This is a genomic window from Burkholderia sp. WAC0059 (genome assembly GCF_002870125.1).
In the GTDB taxonomy this organism is placed as follows: Bacteria; Pseudomonadota; Gammaproteobacteria; order Burkholderiales; family Burkholderiaceae; genus Paraburkholderia.
Genome location: NZ_PNEO01000017.1, coordinates 91,187 through 109,784, shown reverse-complemented (window position 1 = coordinate 109,784; position 18,598 = coordinate 91,187). Strand labels below are relative to the sequence as shown.

The following is an 18,598-nucleotide window of genomic DNA, read 5'->3' as shown; positions in this document are numbered from 1 at the left end:
TCCTCGCGAGTGGTTCTCCTGTCAGTCGCCAGAATGGCAGATCGTCCAGCCCAGATCGTCGATTTTCGTGTGCGACGGCGAAATAGAAAGCCCCGCAAGAGCGGGGCTGGAGTGTGCGTTTAACCGTGAGCCGCGAATTCGAGAATCTTGTCCTGATCGCTTTCCTCGGCAACCTCAATGTTGGCATGCTCAAGTTCGTGCTTGAGATCAGCATAGATGCTGGCAACCGTATCGAAGTTTTTCTCTGGTGGCCGCACCACGAACATCGCGTCGCCTCGTAGCTGCTGGTCGTACCGGAGGCGTTTCACCTTTCCAAGCCATTCCCAGCCGTGGTCATAGAGGCGCGTTGGATCTTTTCGATCAAGATCAAGCGGCTTGATAAGTCGGGTTGCTATGCCCTCGTCATTCAGCCGCACGAACGGAATCCGAGCCTGATATTCGGTGCCCAGCACTTTGGTTTGATACGTTCGTTGCAGGTCGGCGGCTTTCAGGATGTTGCGCACGCGCTGCTCGACGATTCGCTCCTGATAAACCGACGTCACAAAGGATCGGCCCACGTAATGATTGTAGAGCTTGTCGAGGGCGCGAGCGGGATCGTCCTCGACCATAGCACGAGGTACGTCAGCGTAAATGATCGCCTGGCGCGGGCGAACGAGCTCGTCAAACACGAAATTTGCATAGTCCGTGCTAGGACCGTTGACCGCCCCGATGAAAGCGCGTTGCGTCATGTCACAGACGCGGGCCAATTCCGCGCGAAACGTATCGCGTGAACGCTTGTAGACGCTGGCGTCGAGTTCTTCGAAAAATGCGGTGATTCGCCCCACGCGATCAAGCAGCTTGAAGCCAAAGAAATGCGCTGTAGGGCTCATCAGAACGATGCCTACGTTCGCAAATTCTCCGGTTTCCGTATAGGGCATGAACCGGATAAGCGCATATCTGCACGCGTGCTTCATGACTTGTCCCAAAAGGCGGGTAGATTCACCCGTTCCAACATCAGTTTGACGTCCGCCGGCATCAGAAGTGCCGGGACGCCCGGTCCAGCTTCGAGCCATTCGTCAGGCATTTTGTCGCATGCATCCTCAAAATGGGCCAGCGCCTGGCGCATGCGTTCCTCGTAGGCTGGACGCGCGAGGAAATCTTGATAGACCTCGTTCCAGGCGGCAGCAAAGACATGGCCGCTGAGAAACTGTCCCTCATTAAAGGTTCTATCGAACGCAAGATTGTAGTCGATGACGATGAGTTCCTGCCGGACGACATTCCAGAGCAGGTTGACGTTGCCACCGAGGTCTGTGAGCGTTCGGTCTTCATTGCGAACCCACCAGTCAAAGACGGCCACGTCCTTGCGAAGCTCGCGATCGACCCGGGATACATATGTATAGGGCAGGTCGATCACATTGTCATGCACCCGCGACCCGAAAGCATATCCGACGCCCAGATCATGAAAATCCTGGATGCCGGCATGGCGCAAAACATCCGGAATTTCGACAATCCGGCACTCTGCCACGGGCAAGCCAAATGCAATGGCCATGTTGCTGCCGAGCCATTCGGCAATGAGGCCTTGACGGCCGGCGCCTCGACCTTTCACGTAATAGAGCCGCTCGTCTTCCCCTCGACACAGGAACGGTTGAGTTCGTCCCTGGATGGCTCGCTGCAAAACTTCGACAATCTGTATGACCTGCCCGTTGATCATATTTTAGGGGCTCGCGGCATCGAGTGTGGTGTGTCGCCCGGCGGCAAGACACCCGACGCTCGTTGTGCGCAAGCGCTGCCTCGACGCGAATTAGGGACGATTTTACACAGTGCCGGGGCAGGCATGGCTCTCCGCAGACCATATCGTTTTCGCGATGGATGGGGCAACGGAGAGATCGATAGTGCAACCGTGATCAAAGGGCAGCCTGTTGATCGAATCCGGTTACATGGTGGTTACATGACCATAGAAACGAGAAAGGGGTTACAAGCGAATCGCCTGTAACCCCTTGAATTTCTTGGTGCCGGAAAGAGGAATCGAACCCCCGACCTTCGCATTACGAATGCGCTGCTCTACCGTCTGAGCTATTCCGGCCCACTTCTGAATTGCGTTGCTTTTGTCCGGCGAAGCCAGCTTGGCGTGCAATCAGATAGAGCCCGCTATTCTATCGGGCATTTCAGGCCTTGGGAAGCCCCTCGCTGAAAATCGTCCCCCTGGGCTTGAGGTCCGGGCCGATCGGCCCGGACCGGCGCAGCAGATCCTTCTCCCGTTAGCCCTTCGCTTCGAGGTGGTAGCGCGTCACGCGATCGACCTCGTTCTTCGAGCCGAGGAACACGGCGACGCGTTCGTGCAGGCCCTTCGGCGTAACTTCGAGGATGCGCTTTTCGCCGTTGGTCGCGGCGCCGCCCGCCTGCTCGACGATGAATGCCATCGGGTTCGCCTCGTACATGAGGCGCAGCTTGCCGGGTCGGTCCGGCGTGCGGCGGTCGGCCGGGTACATGAAGATGCCGCCGCGGTTCAGGATGCGATGCACGTCGGCCACCATCGACGCGATCCAGCGCATGTTGAAGTCCTGCTGGCGCGCTCCGTCCTTGCCTGCGTTCAACTCGCCGACATACTTCTGCACCGGCTCGTACCAGTGCCGCGCGTTCGACGCGTTGATCGCGTATTCGCGCGTGTCTTCGGGGATGCGCATGTCGCTCTGCGTGAGCACCCACGAGCCCACTTCACGGTCGAGCGTGAAGCAGTTCACGCCGTCGCCGGTCGTCAGCACGAACACGCTTTGCGGGCCGTACACGGCGTAGCCGGCCGCGACCTGCTGCGTGCCCGGCTGCAGGAACGACTGCTCCGTGGCCTGCTGGCCGTCCGGGCAGCGCAGCACCGAGAAGATCGTGCCGATCGACACGTTCACGTCGATGTTCGAGGAGCCGTCGAGCGGATCGAACAGCAGCAGGTACTCGCCCTTCGGATAGTTGGCCGGGATCGGGAAATACGTTTCCATCTCCTCCGACGCCATCGCGGCCAGGTTGCCGCCCCATTCGTTCGCGTCGAGCAGGATCTCGTTCGAGAGGATGTCGAGCTTCTTCTGCACCTCGCCCTGCACGTTCTCGCTTTCGGCGCTGCCGAGCGCGTCGCCGAGCGCGCCCTTGCTGACGTTGTAGCTGATCGCCTTGCAGGCGCGGGCGACGACTTCGATCAGAAGGCGCAGATCGGCGGGCAGGTTATGGGTTTTTCGCTGCTGCTCGATCAGGTATTTCGTAAGGGTGGTGCGACGTTGCAAGGCCATTGCGATGCTCCGGTAGGCTGGGGAATAACGAGATTCTACCTGCCTGACATTCGGCCGCACCGGATCGGTGCCGTGCCCGGGCGTCCGGGGTAGCGGCCGCCGGTTTTTGCGGTCGGGTTCGTGCCGGTTCCGCAATACGTTTCGCTTCCGTCCCGATGTATCGAAAAAAACCGGCCCACGTGAACGGCGGGCCGGTTTCGTGCGTCAGCGGATTGTGTTGTGTATTGCCGGACGACGCCAGCGTGTCCCGCGTCTTCAGGCCAGCGCCTTTTCGACGATCTCGCGCACGTCGCGCGACTTCACCTGTGCGGCGACCTTTTCGAGCGCGGCGCGCATCGGCTCGCGCAACGCCGGCGTGAAGCGCCGCCACAACTCGAGCGAACGGGCCAGCCGTGCGGCGACTTGCGGGTTGAGCGCGTCGAGCGCGATCACCTGTTCGGCCCAGAACGCGTAGCCCGAGCCGTCCGGCGCATGGAATTGGGCCGGATTTGCCGCGCAGAAGCTGAAGATCAGAGAGCGTGCGCGGTTCGGGTTCTTCAGGTTGAACGCGGGATGGGCCATCAGGCGGCGCACTTCCGCGATCACGGGACGACCCTTTCGGCCGCGCTGGGTGGCCTGCAGGGCGAACCACTTGTCGATGACGAGCGGCTCCTTCTCGAAGCGGCGGTAGAAGTCGTCGAGCGGACCCTGCGCGAAGTCGCTGCCGCTTCCGGCGGCCGCGTTCAGAAGCGCCGAGAGCGCCGCGGCGCGGTCCGTCATGTTGTCAGCCGCGTCGTATTGCGCGCTCGCGAGCCGCACGGCGTCGGCCGGATCGTCGAGTTCGGCCAGATACGACAGCGCAAGGTTCTTCAGCGCGCGATGACCGGCGGCGGTCGACGTCGCCTCGTAGGCGCCCGGCGTGCGGTGACGCTCGTACACGGCGAGCCAGTCGGCCTTGAGCGCCTGGGCAAGCCGGCGGCGCACGAACTGGCGCGCGGCATGGACCGCGGCCGGGTCCGATTCGGCCATCTGCTCGGCGAGATAGGTCTCGGAGGGCAGCATCAGCGCGAGCTCGCGGAATGCCGGCGATAGCGTCTCGTCGGTCAGGACGCGGCGAAACGCGCCGACCACGGCGTCGTCGAGCTGCAGCGTCCGGCCGGTGGCCGCGTGCGCCGCCAGCGCGAGCAGCTCGCGGGTGGCGAGCCGCTGGCCCGCTTCCCAGCGGTTGAACGGATCGCTGTCGTGCGCGAGCAGGAACGCGAGCTCGTCGTCGCTGTAGTCGTACTCGACGATGACCGGCGCCGAGAAATTGCGCAGCAGCGAGGGCAGCGGCTTCGCCGGCACGTCGACGAACGTGAACGTCTGTTGCGATCCGGTGACGTCGAGCACGCGCGTCGTGCCCTGCGCCTCGCGTTCGCCTTCGAGGCGCAGCGGCAGGTCGGCGCCGTCCGGGCCGATCAGGCCGATCGCGAACGGGATCAGCAGCGGGCCGTTCTGCGTCTCGCGCGCGGCCGGCGACGTGGGCCCGTAGCTCTGCGCGACGCTCACGCTGTAGCGGCGCGCGGCCTCGTCGTAACGCGTCGTCACCGTCACGCGCGGCGTGCCGGCCTGGCTGTACCAGCGCTCGAACTGCGCGAGGTCGCGGCCGTTCGCGTCGGCCATCGCGGCGCGGAAGTCGTTGCAGGTCACGGCCTCGCCGTCGTGGCGCTGGAAGTACAGGTCCATGCCCTTGCGAAAGCCGTCGCGGCCGAACAGCGTCTGATACATCCGCACGACTTCCGCGCCCTTTTCGTAGACGGTCACCGTGTAGAAGTTGTTGATCTCGACGTAGCTTTCCGGGCGCACCGGGTGCGCCATCGGGCCCGCGTCCTCGGCGAACTGCACCTGGCGCAGCACGCGCACGTCCTCGATGCGCTTGGTCGCGCGCGCGGCCTCGTCCGTTTCCCCGCCGGCCATGTCCGCCGAGAACTCCTGGTCGCGGAACACCGTGAGCCCTTCCTTCAGGCTCAACTGGAACCAGTCGCGGCAGGTGACGCGGTTGCCGGTCCAGTTGTGGAAGTATTCGTGGCCGACCACGGCCTCGATGTTCGCGAAGTCGGTGTCGGTCGCGGTTTCGGGGTTCGCCAGCACGTACTTCGTGTTGAAGATGTTGAGCCCCTTGTTCTCCATCGCGCCCATGTTGAAGTCGCTGACCGCGACGATCATGAAGCGGTCGAGATCGAGCTCGAGCCCGAAGCGCCTTTCGTCCCAGCGGATCGCGTGGATCAGCGAGTCCATCGCGTGGCGCGTCTTGTCGAGGTCGTGCGGCTCGACCCAGACCTGCAGCAGCTTTTCCTTGCCGGAGCCCGAGCGGATGCGCTCCTCGAGCGCGACGAGCTTGCCCGCGACGAGCGCGAACAGATAGCAGGGCTTGCGGAACGGATCTTCCCAGCGCGCGTAATGGCGGCCGTCGGGCAGCACGCCTTCCTCGACGAGATTGCCGTTCGAGAGCAGCACCGGATACGCGGCCTTGTCGGCGCGCAGCGTGACCGTGTAGGTCGCCATCACGTCGGGGCGGTCGAGGAACCAGGTGATGCGGCGAAAGCCTTCGGCCTCGCATTGCGTGAAGAAGTTGCCGCCCGAGACGTAGAGGCCCGAGAGCGTCGTGTTGGCCGACGGATCGCACGCGCCCGTGAGCGTCAGCTCGAAGCGGTCGGGCACGTTCTCGACGCTCAGGCCGTGCTCGTGGGCGCGCACCGCGGCATAGGGCGCGCCGTCGAGCGTGGCGCCGAGGAATTCGAGCTGCTCGCCGACCAGCTCCAGATGCGGCGCATGCGCGGCGGCCGGATTGCGGCGGATGCGCAGGGTGCTCCTGACCACAGTGCGCTCGGGCACGAGGTCGAATTCGAGCGCGACAGTGTCGATCAGGAAGGCGGGCGGCGTGTAATCCGCGCGGCGGATCGCGGTGGACGTGGCGGTATCGGTCATGGCTCAGGCTGGCAGGGACGCGAAAGAGGGAGAAATGGGACCGACTGCGCGCAGGCCGGCTGCAAGGCCGCGCGCGGGCAGATCGGCCCATTGTACAAAGGCTCGCGGCGGTTGTCCGGCGCGGACATTATTCCGCGCTTGTCCGCGCGTCAGTGCCCGGTTCGCCGCGCCGCTGTCCGCCGCGCCGCCGCGGACACGGACTACAGTCCGACGTGCAGCAGCGCGAGCGAGCCCAGCACGACGAACATCACGGCCGCGATGGCGTGCACGAGCTTCGTCGGCAGCCGGTGCGCGAAGCGGTCGCCGAGCAGGATCGCGGGCACGTTCGCGATCATCATGCCGAGGGTCGTGCCGGCCACGACGCCGAAAAAGTCGTGAAAGCGCGCGGCGAGCGCGACGGTTGCGATCTGCGTCTTGTCGCCCATCTCGGCGACGAAGAAGGTCACGACGGTCGTGCCGAATACGCCGAAGCGCGAACGGCTCACGTTGGCTTCTTCGTCGTCGAGTTTGTCGGGCACGAGTATCCAGAGCCCCATCGCGATGAACGACGCGGCCAGCGCCCAGTGCATGATGGTCGGCGTGACGAGCGAGCCGAGCCAGTCGCCGAGCGCGCCGGCGCACGCATGGTTGACCATCGTGGCGGCCAGCACGCCGAGGATGATGGGTAGCGGCTTGCGGTAGCGGGCGGCGAGTACGAGCGAGAGCAGTTGGGTTTTGTCGCCGATCTCGGCAAGGGCGACTGCGCTGGTCGAGACCAGAAAGGCTTGTTCCACGTCGTGATGTTCCCCGGGCCGGATGAGTGCGAGCGACGACCCACGATCCGCCGGGCCCTATTGCGGCGGTCATGAGTCATCGGTCTCGCCAGGCCCGAGGCTGCACCTGCCATGGCCTTGCGGCCAAGTCTGTTGACAGGCGCCCCCGCGGTTGCCGCGCAAAAGAAATCCGGCTTGTTGGCCGGATAGTCGCGGAACGCGGGGCGGCTACTCCCCAATGAGGGGCGGATTATAGCATGGGGCGTCGTGCGGCCAATCCTGCCGACGGGGTCGGCCGCAGGCTGCCCGAGGTGTGCCGCCGGACGGTCGTCACTATCACTAGTGCCGGACGGCGGCGTCGCGGCGATGCGCGCACTGGCCGGCCGCCCAGGTTTCGAACACCGCGCGATCGTCGCCGAGCAGCGCGAACGCGAACAGCAGTTCCTCGAGCGACGTGGCGCGTGCCGTGCGGCGGGCAAGCAGCGGCGTAGCGGCCGGGTCGAGGATCGCGAAGTCCGCCTCGGTGCCCGGCGCGAGCGTGCCGACGCGGTCCGCGAGATCGAGCGCCGTCGCCGCGCCCGCGGTGGCGAGCCAGAACATCCGCGTCGCGTCGAGGTGATGACCCGAGAGGCGCGCGACTTTGTGCGCTTCGTTCATCGTCTGCAACATCGAGAGCGAGGTGCCGCCGCCCACGTCGGTGCCGAGCGTCACGGCCATGCCGGCGCGCGTCGCCTCGCCGAGGTCGAACAGGCCGCTGCCGAGGAACAGGTTCGAACTCGGGCAATGCGCGGCGATCGCGCCGGTTGCCGCCATGCGCCGGCGATCCCCGTCGTCGAGATGGATGCAATGGCCGTAGACGGCGCGGCGACGCAGCAGCCCGTAGTGGTCGTAGACGTCGAGATAGCTGCGGCGGTCCGGAAACAGCGCGGCGACCTCGCGCACTTCGTCGCGGTTCTCGGCGACGTGGCTCTGGATGAAGACGTCGGGATGCTGTTTGGCGAGCGCGCCGCACGCTTCGAGCTGCGCCTCGCTCGACGTGATGGCGAAGCGCGGCGTGAGGGCGTAGAGCTGGCGGCCGCGGCCGTGCCAGCGCGCGATGAGCGCGGCGCTTTCGTCGTGGCCCGATTGCGCGGTGTCGCGCAGGAACGCCGGGCAGCGGCAGTCCATCAGCACCTTGCCCGCGACCATGCGCAGGTTGCGTGCGTGACTGGCGGCGAAGAATGCGTCCACGGACTGCGGATGCACGGTGCAATGGACGAGGGCCGTGGTCGTGCCGCATGCCAGCAGCTCGTCGAGAAAGAAGCGCGCGACGTCCCCGGCATGTGCCGGGTCTTCGAAGCGCCGCTCGGCCGGGAACGTCCACGTTTCGAGCCAGGGCAGCAGGCCGGGCGCCGGCGAGGCGATCATCTCCGTCTGCGGATAGTGCACGTGCGTGTCGATGAAGCCGGGCACGATCAGCTTGTCGCGCAGCTCGCGCACGTTCGCATCCGGCGCGAGCTGCGCCGCGAGCGAAGTCCATGCGCCCGAGGCGAGCACGCGTCCGTTCTCGACGATCACGCCGCCGTCTTCGTGAAATACGACGGCGTCCTGCGATTGCGCTGGGTCGCCCGTAAACGTCAGTAGTTTCGCGCGCAGCGCCCGTTGCTTCGTCATGCGTGCCCCGCGTGCCGTACGCGCGGCGAGTCGGACATGATCTGCCGCTCAGGCTGCGCCGGCCGGCTCATGGCGTCCGCTTCCGCTTCCGTTGTCGCGCTGCTCGCTGCGTCCGTCATGTTCGCCGCTATGCCCGCCGTGCCAGTAGGCATCGAGCTTCGCGATCAGCGCGTCCCGTTCCGTGGGCGCGATGAACGACGCCTCGAAACCGTTGCGCACGATCCGGTAGACGTCGTCGTCGGTCAGGCCGAGCGCCTCGATCGTCGCGACGTAGTTGTCGTTCACGTAGCCGCCGAAGTAGGCGGGGTCGTCGGAGTTGACCGTGACCGCGACGCCCGCGTCGAGCAGCGTCTTCAGCGTGTGTTGCGAGAGGTCGTCGAACACGCGCAGCTTGAGGTTCGAGAGCGGACAGACGGTCAGCGCGACGCGCGTGCGGGCCAGCCTCTCGACGAGCGCCGGGTCTTCGGCGCTGCGCACGCCGTGGTCGATGCGGTCCACCTTCAGGGTGTCGAGCGCCTCGTGGACATAGGCGGGCGGGCCTTCCTCGCCGGCATGGGCGACGAGCTTCAGGCCCTCGGCGCGCGCGCGTTCGAACACGCGCGCGAACTTCGACGGGGGATGCCCGCGTTCGGACGAGTCGAGCCCGACGCCGATCAGCCGGTGCGCGTACTGCCAGAAAAGCGGCCGGGCCGCTTCGAACGTCGCGAGCGCGTCTTCCTCGGGCAGGTGGCGCAGGAAGCAGAGGATCAGCCGGCTCGAGAGGCCGCGCGTCTGCGCCTCGGCGAGCGCCCGGTCGATCCCGGCCACGACGGTCTCGATGGCGACGCCGCGCTCGGTGTGCGTCTGCGGATCGAAGAAGATTTCGGCATGCGCCACGCCGTCGGCGCGCGCTCGCTCGCAGTACGCCATCGTCATGTCGTAGAAATCCCGCTCGGTCAGCAGGACGCTCGCGCCCGCGTAGTAGATGTCGAGGAACGACTGCAGGTCGGTGAACGCGTAGGCGTCGCGCAGCGCCTCGACCGAGTCGTAGGCGAGCTTCACGCCGTTGCGTTGCGCGAGCCGGAAGATCAGTTCGGGTTCGAGCGAGCCCTCGATGTGAATGTGCAGTTCGGCCTTCGGCGCGCCGGCGATCTTGCGCGCGAGCGGCGTGGCGGCGGGGGGCGTCGTCGTGTTCATGGAGCGTGTCGGATGGGCTGGGGCGATGAAGGGGCGGCGGAATCGGGTTGCCGTCGAGGCGACGGCGCGTCAGGGGAACGGCTGGGGCGGCGCGCTGCGCGCATGCGCGGCGTGCGTCTCCACGGCCTGCAACAGCCGGGCGGCGATGGCGACGGCCGCGATCTCGGGCGCCTGGCCCGCGATGCCTTCCACGCCGGGCGGGCATTGCATCCGCGCGATCTGCAGCGGGTCGATGCCGCGCGCGGCGAGCTGCTGCTCGAACTGGCGGCGTCTCGCGTGCGAGCCGAGCAGGCCGAAGAATGCATAGTCGGCGCGGCGCAGGATGCGGCCGGCCAGTTCGAGGTCGCGCGCGTCGTCGTGCGTCATCGCGACGAAGCAGGCGCCGGCGGGAGCGGTGTCGACGGCCTCGGCGGGCCGGTCGGTCGCCTCGACGGCCACGTTCGCCGCGCCCAGCGCGGCCAGCGTCTCCGGCGCGGGGAACGGCGCGTCGCTGCGGTCGACCCAGCGCACCCGGCATGGCAGTGCCGCGAGCACGCGCACGAGCGCCGTGGCGACGTGCCCGGCTCCGAACAGCACGACGGGAAACGTGTTCGGCGCGATCGTTTCGGTGAGGAGCGCGTCGCCGCCCGGTCCCGTGCTGTCCCAGAGCAGGCAGTCGGGCGCTTCGACGCCCGGCTCGGGTTCCGAAAGCATGACGGCATCCGTCGCGCTGCCGAACGACACGCTGCGCACGGTCGAGCGTCCCGCCGAGAGACGCCGCGCGAGCGAGGCGAGCCAGCCGAGGTCGCCCACGTCGAGCCGTTCGTACGCGAGCACGACGGCGCCGGCGCTGAACTGGCCGAGCGCCGGCCCGAGCACGAGCCGTTCGAGCCGGCGCAGACGCGGCTCGCGCATGCCGTCGCGCAGCACCTGGCGGGCGATTTCGACGGCTTTCTCTTCGAAGCGTCCGCCGCCGATGGTGTGGCGCGCGCTGTCGCGCGTGACGATCATCTTCGTGCCAGCCTCGCGCGGCGCGACGCCCTCGACGCGCGCGACCGTCACGAGCACGGCGGCGTCGCCGTGCGCGAGCAGGTGCTGGAGATCGGACAGCCAGGCTTGCATCGGAGGGTTCTCCCGGAGACGGTGCCGCGCGCGAGGCAGGCTGCCGCCCGTCGGCGGCAGGCGGGCGATCGGCCCGTCATGCCCGAAGATAACACCGCGCGCGGCGGCGCCGTGTGTCGCGGGCGCGATTGAGGCGCCCGCCGCGGCGCCCGCCCGCGGGCACCGTCACGGGAGCAATGGAGCAGAAAGAGGCCGGGGCGGCCGCGATCAGCCCCGCAGGCCCGGCCAGGAGACCTGGCGGTTGCGATTGCGCCACAGGCTCGTGGCGACGGCCACGAACGCGCAGACGAATCCGATGAGCGCCCAGCCCGGCAGCGAGATGCCGAAGATCGGCGGATATTGCGTTTCGCAGAGCCCCGCCACCTTGAATACGCTGGGCAGCCAGTGCGCGGGCGGCAGGCCGTCGACGATGGGCTCGAGCGCGTCGAAGCCGCAACTGAAGCTCGGGTGGGCCTGTACGTAGACGTGGCGCGCCGAGGCGACGATGCCGCCGAGCGCGGACAGCACGACGAGCGCTTCGGCGGCGCGCACGCCGCGCCAACTGCCGAACCGCGCGCCGATGAACGCGAAGATCGCGATCAGCAGGAAGAAATAACGCTGGATGATGCAGAGCGGACACGGGTCTTCGCCTTTTCCGTACTGCATCCACAGGGCGCCCGCCAGCAGCGCGAGACAGATCAGGCCGAGCAGGAACAGCAAGCCGCGCTCGTGGCGCAGTAACGCGTTGTCGTCAGTCATGTTGCAGTCTTGGGTGTCGTGCCTGGGCGGCCCGAGGCCACAGCGGCGGTGTCCGCGATTCTAGCGCGAACGCTCCGGCCGCCGTATTTCGCGTCCGGCTGGTTTGCCGTGGGGCAGAAGCGGCGGGCGGGTTCGCCGAAGCGTCATGCCGCGGTCAGCGCCGCGAGGCGAGCCCGGTTTCGACGGCGAGGCCGAGCGCGAGCAGGGCATCGTCGTCGTGCGGCGCGCCGACGAGCATCAGCCCGACGGGCGCGTCGCCATGCCGGTGGCACGGCAGCGATAGCGCGCAGGTGTCGAGAAAATTGAAGGCGCTCGGGTTGCGCAGGACGAGCGCGTTGGTCCGCGCGAAGGCCTCGTCGTCGTCCACGAGCGGCGCGAGGCGCGGCGGCACGATGGGCACCGTCGGCGCGATCACGGCGTCGAACCGTTGCCACAGCGCGGCGCCGGCCTCTTCGATCAGCGCCGCGCGCGCGGCGATCAGGTCGAGATAATCGGCCGCGCTCGCGGCTTCGCCCCTGAGAATGCGGGCGAGCACGCGCGGATCGTAGACGTCGCGATGCCGCTCGACGAGCGGCCGGTGCCAGGCCCAGGCCTCGATCGGCGAGAAGCCGAAGCGGTTGATGTCGGGCAGCCGCTCGAGCGCGTCGAAGCGCACGTCGGTCAGGATCGCGCCGGCCGCGCCGAGATGGCCGAGCGCGGCGTCGACGGCGTTCGCCACCTCGGGCTCGACGCCGTCGGTCACGTAATTCGTGAGCACGCCGATGCGCGCGCCCGCGAGCGGCCGGGCGGCGGGCACGCGCGGCGCGAGCCCGGCGAGCAGCCGGTCCACGAGCGCGCAGCACGTCACCGAGCGGCCGAGCGGCCCGAACGAGTCGAGCGTCGACGAAAGCGGCAGGCCGCCCGCCTTCGGAATGCGCGCGGCGGTCGGCTTGAAGCCGGTTAGCCCGCAGAAGGCGGAGGGGATGCGGATCGAGCCGCCGGTGTCGGTGCCGAGCGCGATGGCGGCCATGCCGTCGGCGACCGACGCGGCCGCGCCCGACGAGGAGCCGCCGGCCACGCGTTCGTCGCCGGGCTGGCCGCGCCGGTAGGGCGAGCGCGGCGTGCCGTAGTGCGGGTTGAGGCCGAGGCCCGAGAAGGCGAACTCGCTCATGTTGGTGCGGCCGATCAGGACGGCGCCGGCGCGGCGCAGCCGCGCGACCGTGACCGCGTCCGCCGCGGCGGGCGGCGCGTCGGCGAGCGCGCGCGAGCCGGCGCGCGTCACCTGGCCTTGCACGTCGAACAGGTCTTTCACCGAGACGGGCAGGCCCGCGAGCGGCGAGAGCACGGTACCGGCCGCGCGCAGGCGGTCGTGCGCGTCGGCGGCGGCCCGCGCGCGTTCGGCGTCCACTTCGATGAAGACCGTCGCGCCCTGACCGGCGGGATCGGCGATGCGTTCGAGCGCGGTTTCGACGAGGGCGCGGCTCGTCGTGCGGCCGGCGGCGAGGTCGGCCGCGAGTTCGGCGAGCGGGGCAAAGGGCGTCGGGGCGGAGGCGGTCATGGCGGTCGTCGGTCGGGAGGGTGGAAAGGGCATGGCGCATTGTAGAGCGCGTATAGAGCGCGCGGCGTCCGCTGCAGGTAGTCTGGACGGACCTTCGCATCGGGTAACATGCCTCTTTAATGTTTCTGTAAGGAACCGACGCATGCATCACGGCATTGGCTTCATTCACGATCTGGCCGTCGTCATGGCGCTGGCCGGCATCGTCACGGTGCTCTTTCACCGGCTGAAACAGCCCGTGGTGCTCGGCTACATCGCCGCGGGCGTCATCATCGGCCCCTACACGCCGCCGTTCCAGTTGATCCACGACCAGGACACCATCCAGACGCTCGGCGAACTCGGCGTCGTGTTCCTGATGTTCTCGCTCGGCCTCGAGTTCAGCCTGCGCAAGCTCTTTCGCGTGGGCCTCACGGCGATCGTCGCGGCGCTCTCCGAGATCGTGATGATGCTCTGGATCGGCTACGAGATCGGCCGCTCGTTCGGCTGGAGCGCGATGGACGCGCTCTTTCTCGGCGCGATCCTCGCCATCTCGTCGACGACCATCATCGTCAAGGCGCTGTCCGAGCTGGGCGTCAAGCACGAGCCGTTCGCGCAGCTCGTGTTCGGCATCCTGATCGTCGAGGACATTCTCGCGATCGCGATGCTCGTGCTGCTCTCGGGCATCGCGCAGACGGGCGAGCTGAGCGCGGGCGTCGCGTTCGTCACGCTCGGCAAGCTGCTGCTCTTCATGGTCGTGTCGCTGCTCGTCGGCATCCTCGTCGTGCCGCGCGTGCTCGACTACGTGGCGCGCACCGACAGCGACGAGATGCTGCTCGTCGCCGTGCTCGGCTTCTGCTTCGGTTTCTGCCTGCTCGTCGTCGAGCTCGGGTACAGCATCGCGCTCGGCGCGTTCCTGATCGGCGCGATCATGGCCGAATCGCGTCACCTGTACCGCATCGAGCATCTCGTCGCGCCGCTGCGCGACGCGTTCTCGGCCATCTTCTTCGTCACGATCGGGCTCATGCTCAACCCGGCGGTGCTCGTCGACTACGCCTGGCCGATCGCCTCGATCTCGATCGCCGTGATTCTCGGCAAGCTCGTGTCGTGCGGGCTCGGCACGTTCCTCGCCGGCCGCGACGGGCGTACCGCGATGCGCGTGGGCATGACCGTCTCGCAGATCGGCGAGTTCTCGTTCATCATCGCCTCGCTCGGGCTCACGCTGAAGGTGACGAGCAGCTTTCTCTATCCGATCGCGGTGTCGGTCTCCGCCATCACGACGCTGACGACGCCGTACCTGATCCGTCTCGCGGACCCGCTCTCGCAGCGCCTCGCGAAGGCCGTGCCGGCGCCCGTCGCGAACGTGTTCGGGCTCTACGGCCAATGGCTCGGCAGCCTCGGCACGCAGTCGGACGGGCCGTCGCTGTTCGTGCTCGTGCGCGGCATCGTCGTGCCGATCGGCGTGAATCTCGCCGTGGTGTCGGCGATCTTTCTCGGCGTGTCGTACGGCGCCGGCTATGCCGGGCCGCTTTTCGCCGGCTGGCTGCCCGACGAGTCGCTGCAGCGCGCGGTGCTCTGGGGCGTGGCGCTCGTGCTCGCGATGCCGTTTCTCGTCGCCGTGTGGCGCAAGAGCAAGTCGCTCGCGATGCTGCTTGCCGAGGTGAGCGTGCAGCCCGCGAAAGCGGGGCGCTTCTCGCATGCGATCCGTCACGCGATCGCGCAGCTCGTGCCGGTCGTCTCGATGATCGGCGTGTTCCTGCTGGTGGCGGCGCTGTCCGGCGCGATCCTGCCGCCCGTCGGGCTGCTGGCCGCCGTGCTGGTATGCGCGGCCTGTCTCGCGATGCTGCTCTGGCGCTGGTGCGTGCGCATTCACGCGAGCATGCAGATCGCGCTGCGCGAGACGTTCGACGAGCGCCCGGAGTCGTGACGGCATCGGGTCGTCCGCCGGGTCCGCGCGGGTTTGCGGGCGGGTGGGGGCAGGCGGATAATCGAAACGTGTCCATCCGTTCGCGTGCGCTGCGCGTCTGACCTTCCGTCATGAGCGAAAACAAGCCAGATACCGAATCTCCCGATACTTCCCGGCCCGCTTCCGGCGCCGCACCCGGTACGCCGTCGGGCGACGCCGGCCCGGCGCATCCCGCGGACGACGTGCCGGTCCCGACGTCCGCGCACGGCGCGAGCGGACTGCCGGCCGATGCCGGCGCGGCGCAACGGGCGGCGACCGACGCGCCGGCGAGCGCGTCGGCGCTGACGCCCGAGAATCCGCCGCCGCGCGGCGACGAGGCCGCCGAGGCGAGGGCGGAGGCCGCGCAGACGGTGGCCCGGCAGGAGGCCGAGGCGGAGAAGGCCGCGGGCGGGGGGGCGCAGTCCGGGGGCGAGGCGGCGAAGGCCGCCGACGCGCAGGAAGCTGCCGCAGCAGCGGCCGGCGGAGTCGGGGTGGGCAGCATGGGGGAGGCGTCGTCGGTCCCGCCCGGGTTCGGCCAGCCGCCCGACTTCACGGCGCAGAACCCGCCGCCGCCGGGCTCGCTGCCGCCGAATCCGCCGCGCTACCTGCGTCCCGGCGATTCCGCGTGGTCCGTGTTCGGCCGCATCGTCGCGGCGCGCGCGCGGCAGCTCTTCGACCGCGCCGGGCGGCGCATCACGCAACGCACGCTGCGCATCGGCGTGTCGGCGCGGATCTTCCATCCGGAGCCGGGCGCGCTCGGTTTGCGCGGCAAGACGCTGCAGTATCTCGAGGAATCGATCGCGCACTGGGTGATGTCGCGCGACGTGATCGTGTTCATGATCCCGACCGTCGGCCATCAGGGCATGCTGCATCCGAGCAACATCCGCTTGCGCGATTACGCGAAGCATCTCGACGGCCTGCTCCTGCAGGGCGGCGCGGACGTGTCGCCGCAGACTTATGCGGAGGCGTCGGCGCGTCCCGAGTGGCCCGGCGACCGCGTGCGCGACATGTACGAGCTCGAGCTGCTGCATGAGTTCGTCGAGTCGGGCAAGCCCGTGCTCGGCGTGTGCCGCGGATGCCAGCTCATCAACGTCGCGTTCGGCGGCACGCTGTACCAGGACATCGCCACCGACGTGCCGACCGCCGGCGTGCACGTCAACGAGCAATACGACCAGCATCGTCACGCGATCCAGTTTCCCGAGGGTTCGACGTTCGCGAGCCTGTTCGCGGGGCAGCGCAAGGCAATCGTCAATTCGATTCACCATCAGGCGGTCAAGAATCTCGGGCGCGACTTGAGCATCGAGGCCGTTTCGGCCGGCGACGGCCTCGTCGAGGCCGTGCGACACCGGCGCTCGCCGTTCGTCGTCGGCGTGCAGTGGCATCCCGAGTTTCATCGGGCCGGCGGGCCGGAGCTGCTCGACTGCACGCCGCTGCTCGATACCTTTCTACGGTCGGCGCGGGAGACACGCTTCTAGCCGGAACCCTCGCGTCCAAATTTGAGACGGAGGGTGGGAGGCGGCGGCGATAATCGGGCGTTTTCTGGTTTGCGATGGAGGCGCGCCCGCGTATGAAGTTTTCGATCCCGCTGCGTCGCAGCTTGCCGGGTGCAGCGGTTCTCCTGCTGCTGCAGTATGGCGGGCCCGTGTTGGCCGCCGACGGCCCGGCGGGCCCGGTTGCCTCTGCGGCTGCTGTGGCGGCGCCGGCCGGCAACGTGTCGGGCGACGTCGAGCAACTGCTGCAACTGCTCCACGATCATCAGCTTGCCGAACTGCGCACGACGTACAACGGCAGCTACGGGGCGAGCCTGTTCTTCTACGCGCCCGAGATGACGTACTACGTCGCCCTGTTCCAGCACAGGCATTTCTGGCGTGTCGTCCGTTCTCAGGACGACACGCGCGCGAACGCCATCTACGCGAATTTCGTCAGCCAGACCGAGCAGCTCGCAAGTATCGAGATTCAGCGCACGCAGTTGCAGGCGCAGAAGGCACAGATCGAGCTGGGCATTGCGTGGGCCGGGGTGCAGGCGAGACGTTTGCAGGCCGATCTCGACGTGGCGCGTGCGCAGCAGGCACAGGTGGCCGAACGTCAGCGGCAACTGCGGGGCGAGACTGCCGGGCTGGGCGTCGAGGCGGCACAGGCCCGGGCGCGGCTGCGAGATTTGCAACGGCAGGTGCTCGACCTGCAGCGCGCGACCGAGGCGGGATTGCCGGCGGGGTGAAACTGATTTCCGTGCGCAGAAAATGAAAAGCCCGGCCTTTGTGCCGGGCTTTTCGTTCGTGGCGTCCGGCGCAAGGCCGGGCGCACACGTTTTCCGTTTTACTTCGAAAACTCGTCGGGCACGTCGGTGAGGCGCCGCTGCGACATATGGTTTTCCCAGTCGGTGCTGTCGGCCGGGACCATCGGACGACCCGCGGCGGGCCGATACGCGTGCGCGGCCCAACTCAGGATCGAGCTGTACTGGCTGTCGAGATCGGACGCCGACCGGCGCGACGAGTAAAGCCCCGGTTCCGACGAGGCGTGATGCCGGCGCCCGGCGCGGCGTTCGTGATGCGGAGCCGCGAACTCGTGCCGGCGGCCATGCGCCCGATGGGCCGAGGCCGTCCGGCCGCGCGACTCGCTGTGCGCCGACGAAACGCGCGGGTCTTCGTGCGCCCGGGCCGTGCGAAGCGCGGTTTGCGTGGGAGCGATCGCCGCGCGGGGAGCGGCGGATGCGTCGTCGGTGCCGGCCATGCCGGGCGGCAGCGGCGGCTCCTGTTCCAGCGCCTGCTGACTCGGCTGCACGGGGACGACGGCCGGTGCGTTGCGGTGCACCGCCGCCGATTGCGCCGCCGGGGCCTCGTTTTCGCGATGCTGCAGATGGCCGGCCGCGATCCACCCGATCAGCGCGGCGCTGCCCAGCACGCACACGCCGCCGAGGAGGACCCGCTGCCGGAATATCGGCGCATGAGGCGCGGCGGCCATGCCGGGCGCGTAAGCGCCCGCCGGCGAACCGAACCTCGCCAGGTTCGCGGCCGCGGCCGCATAGGCGTCGTCGCGGCCCGGACGGTTCCGGCGATACGAGGCGTCGAGCACGCGCGTGCTCCGGTAGACCGTGTGCAGAATCGCCGCATACAGCGCGATGATCTCGGCGCGCAGGTTGAAGCGCGGCGGCAGCAGCGCCCATTCCTTGCCGAACGGCGGCGGAAGGCGGTCGAGCGGCCGCATGCGCGGCAAGGCAATGGAGCCCTCCACGGCCACCGCTACTGGAATCGATAGAACACTTGCCATCAAATTTCTCCTTCGCCGTAATCTCCCGGACAGCCGCGAATACCGGACGACTGATGCTTTCGCGGCCATCTTCAGATGCCGGGTGCGCCTTGCCACAATTGTCGCGTAGCGTAGTTTACCCGCCCGGGACGACTCGGGCGTCCCGCCGGGCAACCGCGCTATTTTCGGTCAAATGATCGGATCATGGCAGGCAGACTGTCAAAGTGTATTTCGCAATTGCTCTAAAAGCACGAGCTTCGTCATTGCCGCCACGGGA

At 68.0% G+C, this 18,598-nt stretch carries 14 protein-coding genes, 1 tRNA gene and 1 riboswitch; of the genes, 3 read left to right on the top strand and 12 right to left on the bottom strand.

Features of this window, described 5'->3' with window-relative positions; translation table 11 throughout:
- Positions 1-119: 119 nt before the first annotated feature.
- From CY652_RS17800 to CY652_RS17750, 11 genes are all read right to left on the bottom strand, one after another.
- Positions 120-953: a DUF3037 domain-containing protein gene (locus CY652_RS17800; protein ID WP_102132035.1), complete on the bottom strand. Its 834-nt coding sequence runs from the start codon at positions 951-953 to the stop codon at positions 120-122.
- The gene (locus tag CY652_RS17795; RefSeq protein WP_102132034.1) at positions 950-1,690 is read right to left on the bottom strand and encodes a HipA family kinase; all 741 of its coding nucleotides are present in this window, start codon (positions 1,688-1,690) and stop codon (positions 950-952) included. The genes CY652_RS17800 and CY652_RS17795 overlap by 4 nt, the downstream gene beginning before the upstream one ends.
- Positions 1,691-1,986: 296 nt before the next feature.
- Positions 1,987-2,062: transfer RNA gene (locus tag CY652_RS17790), tRNA-Thr, on the bottom strand.
- Between the two features lie 175 nt (positions 2,063-2,237).
- A complete protein-coding gene (locus tag CY652_RS17785; protein WP_102132033.1) occupies positions 2,238-3,254 on the bottom strand; it encodes a class 1 fructose-bisphosphatase in 1,017 nt (338 codons plus the stop codon).
- Positions 3,255-3,509: 255 nt separating this feature from the next.
- Entirely contained in the window at positions 3,510-6,200 is a 2,691-nt protein-coding gene (gene pepN / locus CY652_RS17780) for an aminopeptidase N (protein ID WP_102132032.1), read from the bottom strand.
- 200 nt (positions 6,201-6,400) lie between these two features.
- Complete coding sequence (locus CY652_RS17775; protein WP_102132031.1) at positions 6,401-6,973, bottom strand: TMEM165/GDT1 family protein; 573 nt, start codon at positions 6,971-6,973, stop codon at positions 6,401-6,403.
- Between the two features lie 52 nt (positions 6,974-7,025).
- A riboswitch (yybP-ykoY riboswitch) is annotated at positions 7,026-7,201 on the bottom strand.
- A gap of 90 nt (positions 7,202-7,291) precedes the next feature.
- On the bottom strand, positions 7,292-8,605 hold the full coding sequence (gene guaD / locus CY652_RS17770; protein WP_102132030.1) for a guanine deaminase: 1,314 nt from the start codon (positions 8,603-8,605) through the stop codon (positions 7,292-7,294).
- A gap of 48 nt (positions 8,606-8,653) precedes the next feature.
- Positions 8,654-9,781 (bottom strand): adenosine deaminase, encoded by a 1,128-nt coding sequence (locus CY652_RS17765; protein ID WP_102132029.1) that lies wholly within the window; start codon positions 9,779-9,781, stop codon positions 8,654-8,656.
- A gap of 69 nt (positions 9,782-9,850) precedes the next feature.
- Positions 9,851-10,882, bottom strand: coding sequence for a xanthine dehydrogenase accessory protein XdhC (gene xdhC, locus CY652_RS17760; protein ID WP_102132028.1), 1,032 nt, complete (start codon positions 10,880-10,882; stop codon positions 9,851-9,853).
- A gap of 207 nt (positions 10,883-11,089) precedes the next feature.
- On the bottom strand, positions 11,090-11,620 hold the full coding sequence (locus CY652_RS17755) for a disulfide bond formation protein B (protein ID WP_102132027.1): 531 nt from the start codon (positions 11,618-11,620) through the stop codon (positions 11,090-11,092).
- Between the two features lie 154 nt (positions 11,621-11,774).
- Positions 11,775-13,157 carry an amidase gene (locus CY652_RS17750; protein WP_102132026.1) on the bottom strand — a complete coding sequence of 461 codons (1,383 nt, stop codon included), beginning with the start codon at positions 13,155-13,157 and terminating at the stop codon, positions 11,775-11,777.
- Positions 13,158-13,299: 142 nt separating this feature from the next.
- On the opposite strand from CY652_RS17750, the gene CY652_RS17745 reads away from it, so the two are divergent.
- From CY652_RS17745 to CY652_RS17735, 3 genes are all read left to right on the top strand, one after another.
- Positions 13,300-15,057, top strand: a complete 1,758-nt coding sequence (locus CY652_RS17745; RefSeq protein ID WP_102132025.1) for a cation:proton antiporter — start codon at positions 13,300-13,302, stop codon at positions 15,055-15,057.
- A 110-nt stretch (positions 15,058-15,167) separates the two neighbouring features.
- A complete protein-coding gene (locus tag CY652_RS17740; protein ID WP_102132024.1) occupies positions 15,168-16,550 on the top strand; it encodes a gamma-glutamyl-gamma-aminobutyrate hydrolase family protein in 1,383 nt (460 codons plus the stop codon).
- Positions 16,551-16,642: 92 nt separating this feature from the next.
- Positions 16,643-17,293 carry a DUF2968 domain-containing protein gene (locus CY652_RS17735; RefSeq protein ID WP_102132064.1) on the top strand — a complete coding sequence of 217 codons (651 nt, stop codon included), beginning with the start codon at positions 16,643-16,645 and terminating at the stop codon, positions 17,291-17,293.
- A gap of 98 nt (positions 17,294-17,391) precedes the next feature.
- Here the strand turns inward: CY652_RS17735 and CY652_RS17730 are convergent, their stop codons facing one another.
- Complete coding sequence (locus tag CY652_RS17730) at positions 17,392-18,342, bottom strand: hypothetical protein (RefSeq protein ID WP_146010131.1); 951 nt, start codon at positions 18,340-18,342, stop codon at positions 17,392-17,394.
- Positions 18,343-18,598: the final 256 nt, after the last annotated feature.

Excerpts from the sequence above, each read along its gene's own strand:
- CY652_RS17800 (WP_102132035.1), bottom strand. The coding sequence starts at position 953 with ATGAAGCACGCGTGCAGATATGCGCTTATCCGGTTCATGCCCTATACG.
- CY652_RS17795 (WP_102132034.1), bottom strand. The coding sequence starts at position 1,690 with ATGATCAACGGGCAGGTCATACAGATTGTCGAAGTTTTGCAGCGAGCC.
- CY652_RS17785 (WP_102132033.1), bottom strand. The coding sequence starts at position 3,254 with ATGGCCTTGCAACGTCGCACCACCCTTACGAAATACCTGATCGAGCAG.
- pepN (WP_102132032.1), bottom strand. The coding sequence starts at position 6,200 with ATGACCGATACCGCCACGTCCACCGCGATCCGCCGCGCGGATTACACG.
- guaD (WP_102132030.1), bottom strand. The coding sequence starts at position 8,605 with ATGACGAAGCAACGGGCGCTGCGCGCGAAACTACTGACGTTTACGGGC.
- CY652_RS17765 (WP_102132029.1), bottom strand. The coding sequence starts at position 9,781 with ATGAACACGACGACGCCCCCCGCCGCCACGCCGCTCGCGCGCAAGATC.
- xdhC (WP_102132028.1), bottom strand. The coding sequence starts at position 10,882 with ATGCAAGCCTGGCTGTCCGATCTCCAGCACCTGCTCGCGCACGGCGAC.
- CY652_RS17755 (WP_102132027.1), bottom strand. The coding sequence starts at position 11,620 with ATGACTGACGACAACGCGTTACTGCGCCACGAGCGCGGCTTGCTGTTC.
- CY652_RS17750 (WP_102132026.1), bottom strand. The coding sequence starts at position 13,157 with ATGACCGCCTCCGCCCCGACGCCCTTTGCCCCGCTCGCCGAACTCGCG.
- CY652_RS17745 (WP_102132025.1), top strand. The coding sequence starts at position 13,300 with ATGCATCACGGCATTGGCTTCATTCACGATCTGGCCGTCGTCATGGCG.
- CY652_RS17740 (WP_102132024.1), top strand. The coding sequence starts at position 15,168 with ATGAGCGAAAACAAGCCAGATACCGAATCTCCCGATACTTCCCGGCCC.
- CY652_RS17735 (WP_102132064.1), top strand. The coding sequence starts at position 16,643 with ATGAAGTTTTCGATCCCGCTGCGTCGCAGCTTGCCGGGTGCAGCGGTT.
- CY652_RS17730 (WP_146010131.1), bottom strand. The coding sequence starts at position 18,342 with ATGGCAAGTGTTCTATCGATTCCAGTAGCGGTGGCCGTGGAGGGCTCC.